Origin of the sequence: Coralloluteibacterium stylophorae, from assembly GCF_018122625.2 — a bacterium.
Lineage (GTDB): Bacteria > Pseudomonadota > Gammaproteobacteria > Xanthomonadales > Xanthomonadaceae > Coralloluteibacterium > Coralloluteibacterium stylophorae.
In genome coordinates this window covers 1-16050 of record NZ_JAGQFT020000007.1, presented here as the reverse complement: position 1 = coordinate 16050, position 16050 = coordinate 1, and the positions used below count along the sequence as shown (strand labels likewise).

The 16050-nt window shown below is 67.3% G+C and carries 9 protein-coding genes; 5 read left to right on the top strand and 4 right to left on the bottom strand.

Annotation, left to right across the window (positions count from 1 at the left end; all coding sequences use genetic code 11):
* Positions 1–103 precede the first annotated feature (103 nt).
* A complete protein-coding gene (pilB, locus tag KB893_RS11360) occupies positions 104–1831 on the bottom strand; it encodes a type IV-A pilus assembly ATPase PilB (protein ID WP_213173719.1) in 1728 nt (575 codons plus the stop codon).
* 281 nt (positions 1832–2112) lie between these two features.
* Here pilB and KB893_RS11355 point away from each other — a divergent pair, with 281 nt between their 5' ends.
* The 3 genes from KB893_RS11355 (at position 2113) to KB893_RS11345 (ending at position 5694) form a co-directional block, all read left to right on the top strand.
* A complete protein-coding gene (locus KB893_RS11355) occupies positions 2113–2967 on the top strand; it encodes a glycosyltransferase family 2 protein (RefSeq protein ID WP_211927255.1) in 855 nt (284 codons plus the stop codon).
* A gap of 92 nt (positions 2968–3059) precedes the next feature.
* Positions 3060–3668, top strand: coding sequence for a class I SAM-dependent methyltransferase (locus tag KB893_RS11350; protein WP_246505621.1), 609 nt, complete (start codon positions 3060–3062; stop codon positions 3666–3668).
* Between the two features lies 1 nt (position 3669).
* Positions 3670–5694 carry a glycosyltransferase gene (locus tag KB893_RS11345; protein ID WP_211927253.1) on the top strand — a complete coding sequence of 675 codons (2025 nt, stop codon included), beginning with the start codon at positions 3670–3672 and terminating at the stop codon, positions 5692–5694.
* A 495-nt stretch (positions 5695–6189) separates the two neighbouring features.
* Here the strand turns inward: KB893_RS11345 and KB893_RS11340 are convergent, their stop codons facing one another.
* The 3 genes from KB893_RS11340 to KB893_RS11330 all read right to left on the bottom strand — a co-directional run bounded on the left by KB893_RS11340 (position 6190) and on the right by KB893_RS11330 (position 8971).
* Positions 6190–8061 (bottom strand): hypothetical protein, encoded by a 1872-nt coding sequence (locus tag KB893_RS11340; RefSeq protein WP_211927252.1) that lies wholly within the window; start codon positions 8059–8061, stop codon positions 6190–6192.
* A complete protein-coding gene (locus KB893_RS11335) occupies positions 8054–8458 on the bottom strand; it encodes a pilin (protein WP_211927251.1) in 405 nt (134 codons plus the stop codon). The genes KB893_RS11340 and KB893_RS11335 overlap by 8 nt, the downstream gene beginning before the upstream one ends.
* Positions 8459–8539: 81 nt before the next feature.
* A complete protein-coding gene (locus KB893_RS11330; RefSeq protein WP_211927250.1) occupies positions 8540–8971 on the bottom strand; it encodes a pilin in 432 nt (143 codons plus the stop codon).
* 308 nt (positions 8972–9279) lie between these two features.
* On the opposite strand from KB893_RS11330, the gene KB893_RS11325 reads away from it, so the two are divergent.
* Both KB893_RS11325 and KB893_RS11320 read left to right on the top strand, forming a co-directional pair.
* On the top strand, positions 9280–12345 hold the full coding sequence (locus KB893_RS11325; RefSeq protein ID WP_213173718.1) for a fused MFS/spermidine synthase: 3066 nt from the start codon (positions 9280–9282) through the stop codon (positions 12343–12345).
* Positions 12346–12462: 117 nt separating this feature from the next.
* Complete coding sequence (locus KB893_RS11320) at positions 12463–15522, top strand: spermine/spermidine synthase domain-containing protein (RefSeq protein WP_338026935.1); 3060 nt, start codon at positions 12463–12465, stop codon at positions 15520–15522.
* The last annotated feature ends 528 nt before the right edge of the window (positions 15523–16050 follow it).

The window sequence follows — 16050 nt, the reverse complement described above, 5'->3', positions numbered from 1 at the left end:
GGCGCGCAGCGCGCCGACCTCGCCAGCCGAGCCACAGCCCGCGGCTGTCGCCGCGCCCCCTCACCCCAACCCTCTCCCGCGAGGGGAGAGGGAACTCAGGCGATCAGTCCTTGGTGACGCGGTTGATCTCGGCCAGGCTGGTCAGTCCGTCCTTGACCTTCTTCAGCGCCGACTTGCGCAGGTCGGGCACGCCGGCGGCTTCCGCGGCCTCGGCGATGGCCATGGCGTTGCCGCCGGCCAGCACGATCTTCTGGATCTCCTCGCTCATCGGCATCACCTGATAGACGCCGACGCGGCCCTTGTAGCCCTCGGTGCAGTCGCTGCAGCCGACGGCCTCGTAGATGGTGATGCCCTGCGCGATCTCGTCCGGGGTGAACCCTTCCGCCAGCAGCGCGTTGTCCGGCAGGTTCACCGGGCGCTTGCACTGCGTGCACAGGCGTCGCGCCAGGCGCTGGGCGATGACCAGGCTCACCGACGAGGTGATGTTGTAGGGCGCCACGCCCATGTTCATCAGGCGGGAGATGGTCTGCGGCGCGTCGTTGGTGTGCAGGGTCGACAGCACCAGGTGGCCGGTCTGCGCGGCCTTGATCGCGATCTCGGCGGTTTCGATGTCGCGGATTTCGCCGACCATGATCACGTCCGGGTCCTGGCGCAGGAAGCTGCGCAGGGCCGCCGCGAAGGTCATGCCGCGCTTGGTGTTCTGCTGGACCTGGTTGATGCCCGGCACGCGGATTTCGACCGGATCCTCCGCCGTGGAGATGTTCCGCCCCTCGGTGTTGAGGATGTTCAGGCCGGTGTAGAGCGACACGGTCTTGCCCGAGCCGGTCGGGCCGGTCACCAGGATCATGCCGTAGGGCTTCGACAGCGCGTTGAGGTAGAGCTGCTTCTGGTCGTCCTCGTAGCCGAGCTTGTCGATGCCGAGCTTGGCGGAGCTGGAATCCAGCAGGCGCAGCACGATCTTCTCGCCGAACAGGGTCGGCAGCGTGCTGACGCGGTAGTCCATTTCCTTGGTCTTGGACAGCTTGAGCTTGATGCGGCCGTCCTGCGGCACGCGCTTCTCGGCGATGTCGAGCGAGGCCATCACCTTGAGGCGCGCGGCCAGGCGCGTGTTCAGCGCCACCGGCGCCTTGGCCACGATCTTGAGCACGCCGTCGATGCGGAAGCGCACCCGGTACTCGGTCTCGTAGGGCTCGAAGTGGATGTCCGAGGCGCCGCGCTTGATCGCGTCGACCAGCATCTTGTTGACGAAGCGCACGACCGGCGTGTCGTCGCCCTTGGTGGCGTCGACGCTGCCGCTGTCGGCGGCCTCGCCGTCGGCGCCGACCGCCTCCAGGCCGTCCATCGACTCGTCGTCGAATTCCGAGCCGATCTGGTCGGCCGCGGCCAGCCCCTGGTCGATGGCACGCTTGAGGCTCTCCTCGTCGACGAGGATCGGCTCGACCGAGGCGTTGGCGGCGAACTTGATCTCGTCCAGCGCACGGCTGTTGGTCGGGTCCGACGTGGCCACGAACAGGCGGTTGCCGCGCTTGAACAGCGGCAGCACCTGGTGCTTCTGGATCAGCTCCTCGCTGACCAGCTTGACCGCCGCCTGGTTGAAGTCGAGCACCGAGGCGTCGAACTGCGGGATGCCGAACTCCATCGAGTTGGCGGCGGTGATCTGCACCGGCGTGGCCAGCCGGTGCTCCTGCAGGTAGACGTGGACCGGCTTCTTCTCGGCGCTGGCGCGCTCCATGGCCTGGCGCGCGTCGACGTCGTTGAGGGCACCGTCGAGCACCAGCCGGCGGACGATGCCGGTGATGCCGACGAGGTTGGCAGTGGCGACGGCGTTCATGGGTGTTCCTCGGGGCGACGGTGCAATGGTAGCGGCGCCGCAGCGCCACGACGTCGATGACAGGTGTCGGAAGCAAGTGTCGTGCCGCCGGTTCCGTGCGGGCGTGGTCTGCCACTGGCGCATGAGGTGACGCGGCGCGTCAGAATGCGTCGCGCTTCGGTCGTTCCATCGCTGCCGGAGTGCGACGCCGGCCGGGTCTCGCCCCGCAGCGTGAGGCGGCGCAAGACTTGCTGCGCCCATCCCCGCTACGCTTCCGGGCTGAACCTGGGGACCCGCACCGCATGTCGATTTCGATCATCCTGCCGGCCAAGAACGAGGCGGAAGGGCTGCGCAAGACCCTGCCGGCGCTGCACGGACTGATCCCGGATGCCGAGCTGATCGTGGTCGACGACGGCTCCACCGACGCCACCGCGGAGGTGGCGCGCGCCGCCGGCGCGAAGGTGCTGTCGAGTCCCTACTCGATGGGCAACGGCGCGGCCATCAAGCGCGGCGCCCGCGCCGCCCGGGGCGAGATCCTGGTGTTCATGGATGCCGACGGCCAGCACGACCCCGCGGCCATCCCGCGTCTGCTGGCGCGCCTCGAGGAGGGCTACGACATGGTCGTCGGCGCCCGCGCCTGGGCAGGGCAGGCGAGCGCCCACCGCGGCGTCGCCAACGTGATCTACAACCGCCTGGCGAGCTGGATGACCGGCTTCAGGGTGATGGACCTCACCTCCGGCTTCCGCGCCGTCCGGGCCGACAAGTTCAGGGAGTTCCTGCACCTGCTGCCGAACGGCTTCTCCTATCCGACCACCAGCACCATGGCCTTCTTCCGCAGCGCCTACTCGGTGGCCTACGAGCCCATCGTCGTCGCCCGCCGCATCGGCCGCAGCCACCTGCGCCCGATGCGCGACGGCATCCGGTTCCTGCTGATCATCTTCAAGATCGCCACGCTGTATTCGCCGTTGAAGCTGTTCGTGCCGACCAGCGTGGCGTTCTTCGGCCTGGGCCTGGGCTACTACGCCTATACCTATGTCGCGTTCCAGCGCTTCACGAACATGAGCGCGCTGCTCTTCAGTGCTGCCGTGATCGTTTTCCTCATCGGGTTGATCAGCGAGCAGATCACCGCCCTGACCTACGTGCGGCCCAGGGACTGAGGGTGGCGTCGGCATCCACGCAGCGAGGGGGGCAGGCGGCGCTTCGGCGGCGTCGGCGCGGCTACTCCGGAGCACGGCCCGACGTGATCAGGATGATCGAGCATCCGCCGCGCCGCGTCCTGGACGTGGGTTGCGGCGCCGGAGGAACTGCCGTGTTGCTACGGCAGCGGTTCCCGGATGCGGTGGTTGTCGGCGTCGAGCCCGATGCCGCACTGGCGGAGCTGGCACGAGCTCAGGGCGTCACCGTGATCGAGGCGCCTGTGGAGCGTGCGTCGGTACATCTGGAGAACGACAGATTCGATCTCATCATCTGTGCGGATGTTCTCGAGCATCTGCAGGATCCCTGGAAGGCGCTGCACGAGCTGCGCGAGCTGTTGGCGCCGGCGGGGCAGCTGGTCACCAGCATTCCGAACGTGAGGCACGTCTCGACGTTCTGGAGCCTCGGGGTTCTCGGAACCTGGCCGCGGCGCACGCGAGGAATCCATGACGCCACGCACCTGCGCTTCTTCGCGCGACGCGACATCCTCGACCTCGGCGCCTCCTGCGGCTTCCGGATGCGCCGCGAGCGCAGGAACATGCGCCTCTTGGAGGCGGCGGCGTGGAGTCTGCCCGCCGCCAAGCTGCTGGACTTCTGGCCATTCCGGCCCTTCCTGACGTTCCAGTACCTGCATCGCTGGGACCTCGCGACGCCGCACCGCTGACATGAGCAGGCTGCGGCGGCTTGCGTTTGGCTACGGCATCGGCGGCGTTGCGGTCATCGTCGCCCTCGCTTCGATGGATGTGGACTGGAGCGAGGCGCTTGCGGGGCTGGGGACGCTGGATCCGACTGCCGCAGGCCTGGCGTTCGCCGCGTTCCTGTGCCACGGCGCGTTGAACGCATGCGCGTTCGGCGCGCTCCTGCAGGGCTTCTCGGGCGAGGCACGCGTCGGCGACGGCGCGGCGGCGTGGGCTGCGAGCGTGCTGACCAAGTACGTGCCGGGCAGCGTCTGGCACATCGTCGCCCGCGGTGCACTGCTCAGCCGGCTGGGCGTGCGTCCGGCAGCGGTGCTGGCGACGGGCGTGATCGAGCAGACCGCGTCACTCGGCAGCGCGTCGATGATCGCGCTGGCGCTGCTGGCGCCGGGTGCGGGCGGCGTGCTGGGTGGTGTCGCCGTGGCAGGAGTGGTGGCCGGCATCGCGGTCGTGGCTGCCTGGCTGGTGCCGGCGCCTCCTCGCGCCCGCCGTGCACGCTCAATCGCAGCGGCCATCTTCCTGTACGCATTGGCGATGCTGCCGTTCGCGGCAGGCTACCTCATGCTGACATCGCCGCCGGACGTGCGCACCTTCCTTGGGTGGCTCTTCGCCGGCACGGCCAGCGGCGTCGCGGTTTTCGTGACGCCCGGGGGGGTCGGTGTGAGGGAGAGCGTGCTTGCCGCGGCGCTGCAGGATCTGCCGGGGCTCCTGGCGATCGCTCTGGTCGCGCGACTCCTGATCGTGGCGAGCGAAGTGGTGCTGACCGGGGTCGGAGCCTGGAGGGCAGGCGGCGCACGCGCCCGCTTCGCGGGCTGGCGTGAGGAGGCGCATGAGACCTCAAACGCGGTCGAGGTGGTGGCGCTCGGCGTCGGCCTGCGAGGCGACGGCTATCCCAATGCCGAGGGTGTGCTGCGCTCGCTGCGTAGCATCGACGGAGTGGCGGTGAGCGACCGGGTGCGGTGGTTGCCCGTCGATATCCACCTGTGGCGCGTGTTCCGTGGCCCGCTCCGCGAGCGGCTGGGGCTCGCGTGGATCCTGGGCTCGGGCAGTCTGCGTGCCGCGATCGAGGGTTTGGGAGCGGGCGGCCACGTCTGCTATGTGCCGTATCCGGCGGTGTTCGCCCTCTGGTGGCTGTCGTGGGTCCCGCGTCGCTTCCGGCCGACGGTCATCGCCGACGCCTACATCTCGGTCTGGGACTCCGCCTTCCGCGACAGACGGCGCGGCGGGAAGGAGGGCTGGCTGGCCCGTGTGGTTCGGCGCAGCGAAGGCAGGGCGCTGCGGACCGCGACGCGCGTCATCGTCGATACCCGCGCCAATCGCGACTGGATGATCGCGCTCTTCAGCCTCGATCCGGAGCGCGTGATGGCATGGCCGCTCGCCATCGATGCGCGAAGGTTGCTGGCGCTCGTCCGCCCGCACCGGGCGCGAGCGCCGCTGCGCGTCCTGTTCGTGGGTACGCTCGTCCCCCTCCATGGCATCGACGTGGTGGCCGGTGCCATCGAACGTCTGGCTTCGAATCCGGCGGTCGAGTGGACGATCGTGGGAACCGGGCAGGACGCCCACCTGCTGGCGCCCGTGCTCGCGCGACTGCCGGATGGGCGAGTCCGGTGGATCCGCGACTGGCAGGATGGCGAGGCCGTGGCGCGACATTTTCGGCAGGCCGATGTCGCGCTGGGCGTGTTCGGTGGACCTGGCAAGGCGTCGCGTGTCCTCCCCTTCAAGGTGTACATGGCGCTCGCGGCCGGTCTTCCGGTAGTGACCCAGCGGGAGCTTTCACTCCCGGAGGGCGTGCCGGAACCACCGCTGGTCGCGGTCGATCCGACCCCCGCAGCCTTGGCACAGTCGCTGGAGGAACTGGCGGCGGATCAGGAAGCGGTCAGACGTCTGGGCGAAGCGGGCAGGCGATTCTTCGAGCGGCATCTAGGAGATGAGCGGCGGCGCCTTCTGTGGAGCGGCCTGGTAGATAGCTGCGTAGGTGATAGCGGCCTTCTCTAGGACGCAGGGCAACGTCGCCCCCCGCAATGCCTCAGTGGCCTCCACAACGAGTGACGAGCGGTGCGGCTGACGCTTCGCGATGTCGTGATAGCCAGCGTGCTGTTCTCGAGGAGATTGAGCAGGTTGCGTTGTTGAAGGCATCCCTGGCGCTAGTGGCGCCTCAAGATCCGGCGGCGTTGATCTAGCCGGCGCTCCCCGTTGGTGAAGAGGCTCCGCGGATTCCGGCGGAAGTCGTTGCGCAGTTCCAGGTGATATAGCGCCAAATCACGAAGGTGCACTGCCGTAAGTTGGCGAAGGCACTGCTCGGGTGCTGCGTCTGTTCCGGCCATTGAGCCTGCATAGCATGCCGATGCCAGACGGCACATAGGCGTCTATGGTGCTAAGGCAAGATCCCGCTTAGAGGAGCCTGCTACGGCTCAGGAAGTGGTTCGGCCAGAGTCAAGCTCGAGCTCCAGCGAGGTGGGGCAGTGGCCGAGTGCGCTGTTATTTCCTCCTCTAGCGCAGGACTATCCCGGCCTCGTTCGCCACACCTCGAGCGTGCGCAGCTTGCTCCCTGTAGCCTTCCTGGTCGAGAACGTCGACCACCTGCTGTGCGTATGCAGGATTGTCTGCACTCTCACGCACGGCCTTCGCGAACATGCGCTCGGCAAGCGCCGGGTCATCTGCGTACTTGAGCAGGTAGTCCCCGAACTGCGCATAGCTATGTGCAGGCAGCGTGGTGCGCTGGAAGAGTGTCAGGAAAGCCTCGGTGAGGCGCTCGTCGTCCAGCTCCACGCCGCGGTAGCGGTTGCCCAGGAGTCCGAACAGCGCCATGCTGGTTTCGGGCGTGATCCTGCCGTGGCGCAGCTTCTGGATCAGGCGCTCCCACCAAGCGTCAGGAACAGGGCGCCCAGCAGCGGTGGCAGTGAGAATCAGCCCTTGATCGCTGACGATGGACGATCCGGGCAGGCCGGCGCCCCGCTCGAACTCACGCAGTGCGAAATCCTGGAACGGCGAGTTTGGATATCCGTCGGTCATCTGCTGGTAAATGGCCGCAAGGTCGTTGCTGGCCCTTGCGGAGCTAGGATTGCGGTCGGCGAGATCGGTCGCGAGCAGGAACGGGTCTCCCCAGGTGGCAGAGCGGATCGCGGTGAGGACGCAGAGCCCACAAACCACCGCGCCGACTGCGGCGTACTTCAGTGCGGGCCCATCCTTCATCGGGATGCGCCGCACCAGGTCGGCGACTGCCAGAAGGATGCCCAGCAGCGCGAAGTAGTTGCGGTGCTCGAACGCCAGTTCGAGCGGAATCACACTGCTCGTCAATGCATGGGCGGCGAAGAACCAGAGGATGCCGAGCGCAAACAGCGGCATGCGCCGTCGCAGCGCGAGGGCAGCGCCGAAAAGTCCAAGCAGAAGCGCCCCCCCGAGTGCCGTCGTGAGCGGATGCAGCAGGCCACGCGAGGGGCTGAAGTCGTCGTAGTAGAAGGTGAGCGTCTGCGGGAGCGGCAGCAGGATCTGGCCCAGATACATCGGGAGGATGCGCAGCTGGGTCAATACGCGCTCGGCGGCGTTGAAGTCGCGGATGAAGTAGGAGTCGGGGTTCGCATAGCGCGGGACCACGAGCAGGGCGAATGCCGCCAGCGCGCCGACGGTGAAAACCGCGTACGTCCAGCGCCAGTTCCGAGCGGTGGCGGGTGACGCGGCGCCGAAACGCAACAGCGTCAGCTCCAGCCCGAGCGCGAATGCTGGGAAGAGTGCCGCGGTCTCCTTGCTGGCCAGGCCGAGGGCCACGAGCGGGACGCAGGCCAACAGCCACGGCCAGCCACGCGAGCCCTGCATCTGTTGCGCCCGTCCGCGGAGGTAGGCCAACAGCGCGACCAGCACGAACGTGAGCGACAGCGTCTCCATGCGCTGCACCACGTACAGGACCGTCGAGACCTGCAGCGGGTGCGTCGCCCAGACGAGCGCCACGGCTGTGGCTGCCATCCCACCACGTGAGGCGGCGATGCCGCCCATCCGCAACAGGCGGCTGCTGAGGGCGAGTACCAGCAGTCCATTGATCAGGTGCACCAGCAATCCGGAGACTTTGTAGCCCCGCGGATCGAGCCCACCGATGGCGTGGTCGATGCCGAACGTGGTCATGACCAGTGGGCGCCCCAGCCCGCCCGGCTCGAAAGAGGATGCGGCCCTCGCCAACGCCTGCGGTCCGAGCGTCTCGATGTGGAGCCGTTCGTTGTCGACGATGCTGGGCAGATCGTCGAAGATGAATCCGCCGCTCATTCCCGGCCAGTAGACGGCAGCAGTCAGCAGCAGGAGCGCCAGGGCAGCAGCCCAGCGCCTGAGCAAGTTGTTCGGCAGGGTGCGCGCCTCCGGAGCAGCCTTATCCACAGTGGGCAGGCTTGTAATGGTCGGGAACGCCCGAGGGCGCGGTGCAGGTCCAGGTGCCGGAGCTGTTGCGGCTGATGCGAAGCGTGCCACCCGTGATCAACGGATTGCCGCGCAGGACGCACTCGATGTAGCCGGTGGGCGTGCCGTCGACGTTGATCGCGCTGCAGCGCGGGGTACTCGAGGACAGTCCGAGCTTGGCCGCAGTGAATACGGTCTCGTTGTTAGCGACAACCTGTGACTCGAACAGCACCTTTCCGGAGGTGATGTCGGCAAGTCCGGCGGCCACCTGGCTGCGTACCACGTAGGTCTGGTAGGCCGGCATGGCGATGGCGGCCAGGATGGCGATGATGGCGACGACGATCATCAGCTCGATCAGCGTGAATCCGCGACTGCGCATGGCAGTTCATCCTCCACCGGGTCCTAAAGAAGAAGCCCCGCGCGAGCGGGGCTTCCAAGTGCCGCTCAACAGGCTGAGCGATTAGACGCCGCAGTTGTTCGGCTTGTGGTTGTCGTTGGCGATGTTGCTGGCGCAGATCCACTGGCCGCTGGCGTTGCGGGTCAGGGTGATGGTCTTACCGACAACGTTGGGGTTGCCCTTCAGCGTGCAGGTGATCACCTGGCCGCTCGCTGCAGTGTAAGCGCCGGTGGTCGCAATGCCGCAGCGCGGGGTGCTAGCCGCAAGGCCGATATCGGTCACGGTCGGCGAGCCGGTCTTGCCGGACTGGATGCCTTCCTCGAAGGCGGTCACGCCGCCACGGATGTCGGCAAGCCCCGCAGTCGCCTGCGACTTGGCGACGTAGTTCTGGTATGCCGGCAGCGCGATGGCGGCCAGGATCGCGATGATCGCGACGACGATCATCAGCTCGATCAGGGTGAAGCCCTTCTGCGCGGTGCGCTTCTGGATGTTCATAGGTGGTTCCCCATTGGGTTGGACAGGATTTTCAACAGTGCCCGACGCCGGACGTCCGAGACGGGTGCCGTGCGCCGAGGGGCACGTGCGGGAATGTAGCAGCAACAACCGTGCCAAGCTCCTGTTTGGGTCAGGTTGTGATAGCTGTCACGTCAGCACGCTCTCCACGCGAGAGTGTTGTGTCACAAAGTGACCTGGAGTGTCAGGTATATCGGCCCGCTGCGATCGTGGTCAGCGTGCAACCTGACTTCCGAGGATGTCGCGCTGCTCCTCGGCTCGCTAAGCTCCCGTCAACTTGGGGAGTGACCATGACATCTAATGCGCGTTTCTTGGGACGAGCGCTGCTCGGCCTGTTCTTGCTGTCTGGATCTGCAGGACTGATCTATCAGGCGGTGTGGTCTCACTACCTTGGGCTAGTCCTCGGCCACGCCGCCTACGCGCAAACGCTGGTGCTAGCGATCTACATGGGCGGCATGGCCGTGGGTGCTGCTCTGGTGAGTCGGTACGGCGCACGCCTGCGGTCGCTAATCAAAGCATATGCGATCGCTGAGCTGCTAATCGGCCTAGGGGGGGTGGCGTTCCATCCGGTGTTCGAGGCTTATGTGGATTCGTCTCAGCGGACGGTCTTGCCCATGATCGACAGTCTCTCCCTCGCTCACGCCTACCAGTGGTTTTCGGCCGCGTTGTTAATCATGCCGCAGAGCATTCTGCTGGGTGCGACCTTCCCGCTCATGAGTGGCGGGTTTCGTCGCGCTATTCCAGGCGACGATGGGAGGATGCTCGGAGGTCTCTATTTTACCAATAGCCTCGGTGCGTCTGTCGGCGTTTTACTTGCAGCGTTTCTCCTGCTTCCGGCGGTCGGGATGCCGGGCAGTCTCCTCACCGCCGGCTTGCTCAATATGTTGGTTGCACTGTTTGCCTGGTTTTTCGGCAGGGCTCTTGAGCAGAGTGAGGAGGTGCGCGGTTCAGCTGTGGGCTTGCGCAATGATTCGTCCTCGACTGCCGCGTCCGCACGCGATCCGAGCTCGCTGCGTCGCCTTAGTATCGGCATGATTGGAGCGACCTTCGCCTCGGGAGCGGCATCCTTTGTGTATGAGATAGGCTGGGTACGCCTGTTGAACCAAGCATTGGGTACCACGATCCACAGCTTTGAACTGATGCTTGCGGCCTTCGTCTTCGGTCTCGCGTTCGGTGGCCTGTGGGTGCGTCGCCGCTCGGCGAGGATTGGCGACGCCGTGCGCGCCGTGGGCTGGGTTCAACTGTGCATGGGCGTGGCTGCATTGATCTCCATCCCTGTCTTCTCACGAAGCTTCGAATGGGTGGGCTGGATGATGGGTGCCCTTGCGCGCAGTGAATCGGGATACTTGCTGTTCTCCCTTGGAAGCGCGGTCCTTTCCTTGCTTGTGATGTTTCCAGCTGCGTTCTTTGCGGGCATGACGCTACCACTGTTCACGATGGCGCTGTTGCGAGCGGGTTCAAGCGAATCAGCCATTGGTCGCATCTATGCCGCAAATACGGTTGGGGGAATCTTGGGCGTAATGCTTGCGGTCCATCTGCTGATACCCGCCATGGGCGTCCACTTGACCGTTACGCTTGCGGCGCTGGTGGATGCGGTGATCGGTCTCCTCCTCCTGCGAGCGACGGGGAGCGCGTTCAGCAGATGGGGCGACGTGAGGCTTGGTGGTGCCGGGGTGATCGCGGCTGTCGCATTACTCCTCAGTCTTGTCCTGGGCCGCCCGGACATGCTTGCACAATCTTCGGGCGTTTTTCGGACTGGAGTTGCGACGCTTCCCGGAACCGAAGTCTTCTACTTTAGGGACGGGAAGACGGCGACGGTCTCTGTCACCGGTCGCGATGGTATGACAATCATCTCGACCAATGGCAAACCTGATGCGTCGATCGCTCCCTTGAGTGATGCGCCCACGGCGGACGAAGTCACAATGGTCATGGCCGGCCTGCTGCCCCTCGTGAAGCATCCTGCGCCAGAAGAGGTTGCAGTAATTGGGTGGGGCTCAGGGCTAACGACTCACACGCTTCTCGGGAGCGGCAAGCCCCAAGTCGTGGATTCTGTCGAAATCGAGCGGGCGATGTTTGAAGGGGCTGAAATGTTCGGCGGGAACGTCCTTCGCGCGTACATCGACAGCAGATCGCGTGTTCACTTCGACGATGCCAGGACGTTCTTTGCAGCGGGGGCGAGGCGGTACGACGCCATTATCTCGGAGCCGTCGAATCCATGGGTTAGTGGAGTCGCGAGCTTGTTCACCGTCGAATTCTACCGCTTTCTGAATGGTCATCTGAAGGATGACGGCGTGCTCGTGCAATGGCTGCAGAGCTATGAGATCGATGACTCTCTGATTGCCACTATGATTGCGGCGCTGATAGAGGTCTTCCCGAACTCGGAAATCTATCTCACGAACCAGGCGGATCTACTCATACTCGCCAGGAAAGGAGAGGGGCAAGGGCTGGACCGGCAAGTATGGAGTGAAGCTGCGCTCGCCGGCGAGCTGGAGCGGGTTGGGTTGGGGAGTCCTCAAGAATTGGAGCTGCGGCGTATCGGTGGGGGCACTCTGCTGCGCAACTTCGTTTCCATGTTCAACGCGCCAATTCACTCCGATTACTTTCCAAAAGTTGCCCTGGGTGCGCCTCAGGCGCGATATGTGGGGAGGTCATCTGATCTGTTCCAGCGATTGGTCATGAGCGGACTCCCCGTGCTCGATATGATCGACTGTCGAAGCCCACCGGCGATCACCGACCAGATCGCTGACGCGGAATTCGGGCTTTTCGCAGACGCGCACCATCTCGCTCGTGAGGTCGCGCGATCGTTTGACGATGGCGCAGCAACTGCGGTATTGCAGCTGCGCTCGATGGCCGACGCGGCTGCCGTTAACACGATGCTCCGCGCAGCATGGCCATCTGAACCAAATCAGGACCTCCGTTTGTGGTCTATGGCTGTCGCTACGATCGCTCAATCGACGATCGGTCACCTGCTGCCGCAGGATCAGCAGAGCGTCTGGTTTTCGCCTGAGTGGGGGCGTCGCGTGGAGGGTTCGGTACAGAAGGCGGCAATCCTCGCGGCGTTTCAAGCTGCTGCGGAGCGGAATGCACGCGCGATGTTGATCAACGCCCAGCGCGTGCTGCAGTTGCAAGATGACCGCATCCCGGGGCTGTTGCGGGAGCAGATGCTCGTGATCGCCATCACTGGGGCGATAGCCAGCGACCATAACGATTTGGCTGCAGCACTGGAGGTGGAGTATGGCGCTCGGATCCCGCGCTCGCAGCTCGGTTCGGTGCGTCAGTTCCTGCAGGCATGGGCCGCCAACGGTCACGGCGGCTGTAGCCCCGGTGGAGGCAGAGGGAGACTGGGGCCCCACTGAATCAGGGCTACCTGCTGCACCGCACGCGGCGCGGAACCGGACGCATCGGTATGGTCGCGGCTCGGGTCGACCGTGGGGAGCGGGATGCGGCAGGGGCGGGGGAGGTTCGGGGCGACGGTGCTGGGGCTGTTCGTGCTCAGCGGGTTCGCGGGGCTCGTCTACCAGGCGCTGTGGTCGCACTACCTGGGGCTGACGCTGGGGCACGCGGCGTACGCGCAGACCCTGGTGCTGGCGATCTTCATGGGCGGGATGGCGCTGGGCGCGTGGGCGGTGGGCCGGCGCGGGCTGCGCTGGCGTCGGCTGCTGCTGGCCTACGCGGTCGCCGAAGGGCTGATCGGGCTGTTCGGGCTGGCCTTCCATCCGCTGTTCCTGGGGTATACGGCGCTGTCGCAGGACCTGGTGCTGCCGGCGCTCGGCGACGGGGCGCTGGCGCGGCTGTATCCATGGGTGTCCGGGGCGCTCCTGATCCTGCCGGCCTGCGTGCTGCTGGGGGCGACGTTCCCGCTGCTGAGCGCGGGCGTGCTGCGGCTGGCGCCGGCCGAGGACGCGCGGGTGCTGGGCGGGCTGTACTTCGCCAACAGCATCGGGGCGGCCGGCGGGGCGCTGGTGGCGACCTTCGTGCTGCTGCCGGCGGTGGGCATGCCGGGCGCGGTCGTCGTGGCGGGCGCGTGCAACCTGCTGGTGGCGGGCGGGGCGTGGTGGGTGTCGCGGGTGTGGGAAGGCGGGGCGGTGCGTGCGGGGGCGCTTGGCGGCTCTGGGGCGGGCGTGGGTGCGGAGGTGGCGTCTTCGGCTTCGGGTGAGGTCCTGGATCCCGGCGTGCGCTGGGATGATGGGGCAGGGGGAGGGGCGCGACAGGGCGCCGGCGGAGCCGGACCCGCGCCCCTTGGCCGCCTGCTGCTGGCGGCCGCCTTCCTGTCCGGCGCCTTCTCCTTCGTCTACGAGATCGGCTGGGTGCGCATGCTCAACCAGGCGCTGGGCACGACGTTGCACAGCTTCGAGCTGATGCTGGCGGCATTCCTGCTGGGCCTGGCGTTCGGCGGGCTGTGGGTGCGGCGGCGCGGGCGGCGGATCGGCGATGCGCTGGTGGTCGCCGGCTTCGCGCAGCTGTGGATGGGCCTGGCCGCGCTGCTGTCGGTGCTGCTGTTCGCGCGTTCGTTCGAGTGGGTCGGCTGGCTGGTGCGCAGCCTGCCGCGTGACGATGCCGGCTACGCGCTGTATGCGCTCGGCAGCGCGGCGATCTCGCTGGCGGTGATGTTCCCCGCCGCCTTCTTCGCCGGCATGACCCTGCCGCTGTTCACGATGGCGCTGCTGCGCGCCGGGGCGGGCGAGTCCGGCATCGGGCGGATCTATGCGGCGAACACGCTCGGTGCGATCGCCGGCGTGCTGCTGATGGTGCATGCGCTGATCCCGCTGGTCGGCGTGCGCGTCGGCGTCGGCCTGGCCGCGCTCGGTGACGCGGCGGTCGGCGTGTGGCTGCTGGCGCGTGCGCCGACGGTGCTGCCGATACGCCGGGTCGCGCTGTCCTGCGGCATCGTCGCCGCCGCGGCGCTGGCGAGCTTCGCGTTCGGCCGCCCGGATCCGCGCGAGCAGGTCTCGGGCGTGTTCCGCAGCGGCGTGCCGAGCCTGCACCAGAGCGCCGATGTCGCCTTCCTGCGCGACGGCAAGACCGCGACGGTCGGCATCGTCCGCAATGCCGAGGCCGATTCCGCGGCGATCACCTCCAACGGCAAGTCCGACGCGGCGATGGTGCTCGACCTCGCGCAGCCGCCGCGCACCGACGAACTGACCATGACCCTGATCGGCACCCTGCCGCTGCTGATGCATCCGGCGCCGGAGGCGGTCGGCGTGATCGGCTGGGGCTCCGGGCTGACCACGCACACGCTGCTCGGCAGCACGCGCGTGGGGCGGGTGGAGACGGTCGAGATCGAGCCGGTGGTGTTCGACGCGGCGAGGCTGTTCGGCGCGCGCGTGGCGCGGGCCTACCAGGACCCGCGCTCGCAGGTGGTGTTCGAGGACGCGCGCACCTTCTTCGCCGCAGGCAACCGGCGCTACGACGTGATCGTCTCCGAGCCGTCCAATCCCTGGGTCAGCGGGGTGGCGAGCCTGTTCACCGCGGAGTTCTACCGCTTCCTGCGCGCGCACCTGGCCGCCGACGGCCTGCTGCTGCAGTGGCTGCAGGCCTACGAGATCGACGACCGCCTGATCGCGACCATGCTCGCGGCGCTGCTGGAGACCTTCCCCGACGCCGAGCTCTATCTGGCCAACGATGTCGACCTGGTCGTGGTCGCCCACGCCGGCGCCCACCGCGAGCCGGACTACGCCCGGCTGGCCGACGGGCCGCCGCGGATCGAGCTCGAACGCGTGGGGCTGGGGAACGGCGGGGAGGTCGCGCTGCGGCGGATCGCCGGCGGCGAGGTGCTGCGCACCTTCGTCCGCGCCTGGCGTGCGCCGCCGCACAGCGACTTCCACCCGACCGTGGCGCTGCAGGCGCCGGCGACGCGCTTCCGCGGCAGCATCTCCGACACCTTCCAGAACCTGGTCGACAACGGGATGCCCGTGCTCGACGTGCTGGAGGGCCGGGTGCCGGTCGGCGCCGGCGCCGGGATCGTCGAGCTGCAGGGGCATCGCTTCGTGCAGGCACACCATGCGGCGGTGCGGGTCGCGGCGTTGCTGCGCACCGGCCGGGTGCCGGAGGTCGCGGGCGGACACGCCGGCAGCGCCTCGCTCGATGCCGAGCGCCTGCTGGAACTCTCGCGCGAGCCGGTGCGCAACGTCACCGGCTGGGCGGCCCTGGCCGCGGCGAGCGCGGCGGCGACGATCGGCCACCTGCCGGCGGACGATCTCGAGGGCGTATGGCTCGCCCCGACCTGGATCGATGCGCAGGCGCAGCCGGAGGCCGTGCGCGCGCTGCTGGCGATGTGGGCGGCAGCGGCGCGGCGCGACGTTCGCGCCATGCACACGGCAGGCGAACGCGTGCTGCGGCTGCCGCCAGGCCTGCCTGCCGCCGCGCGCGAACAGGCGCTGGTGATCGCGCAGCTCGGCGCCATCGGCAGCGGCGCGCCGCGCGAGGTGGAGACGCTCCAGCGCATCCACGGCAATGACATTCCCGCGTCCGAGCGGATGCGGATGGTCCGCCACCTGCTGCGCGTGTGGGCGGGGACCCAGCCTGCCTCGTAGTCGCCTGTGCGAGTGGCTTCAGCCGCGACGGGCGTGGATGAAGCGGTGGTGGTGAAGCGGGAAGAGGGAATCGGGACCTGGACGGCGGTCGAGGCTGAGGGTCTCGGCGTCCTGTAGGAGCGGCTTCAGCCGCGACGAAGGCTTGCCTTGGCGCGGAGGCGCAGTCGGGGCTGAAGCCCCTCCCACAGGGCCGCGATCAGGGATCCGGCCTTGTGTAGGAGCGGCTTCAGCCGCGACCAGCGTCGTCTGGGAGCGCGGCCCGGTCGCGGCTGAAGCCGCTCCTACAGAGGGCTCGTCGTTTGTGGGAGCGGCTTCAGCCGCGACCGAGGCTTGCCTTGGCGCGGAGGCGCAGTCGGGGCTGAAGCCCCTCCACAGAGCCACGATTAGGGATTCGGCCTTGTGTAGATACCGTCTTGCCTCCTACCTGGCAACGGCTCTTGCAGGATCGAATGGCTGACCTGACTTGAGCACGCCGTAGACGATGCGCAGCAGCCTGCGCATGGCGGCGCAGATGATCTGCTTGGCGCA

Excerpts from the sequence above, each read along its gene's own strand:
- KB893_RS11345 (WP_211927253.1), top strand. The coding sequence starts at position 3,670 with ATGAGCAGGCTGCGGCGGCTTGCGTTTGGCTACGGCATCGGCGGCGTT.
- KB893_RS11355 (WP_211927255.1), top strand. The coding sequence starts at position 2,113 with ATGTCGATTTCGATCATCCTGCCGGCCAAGAACGAGGCGGAAGGGCTG.
- KB893_RS11350 (WP_246505621.1), top strand. The coding sequence starts at position 3,060 with ATGATCGAGCATCCGCCGCGCCGCGTCCTGGACGTGGGTTGCGGCGCC.
- KB893_RS11330 (WP_211927250.1), bottom strand. The coding sequence starts at position 8,971 with ATGAACATCCAGAAGCGCACCGCGCAGAAGGGCTTCACCCTGATCGAG.
- KB893_RS11335 (WP_211927251.1), bottom strand. The coding sequence starts at position 8,458 with ATGCGCAGTCGCGGATTCACGCTGATCGAGCTGATGATCGTCGTCGCC.
- pilB (WP_213173719.1), bottom strand. The coding sequence starts at position 1,831 with ATGAACGCCGTCGCCACTGCCAACCTCGTCGGCATCACCGGCATCGTC.
- KB893_RS11325 (WP_213173718.1), top strand. The coding sequence starts at position 9,280 with ATGACATCTAATGCGCGTTTCTTGGGACGAGCGCTGCTCGGCCTGTTC.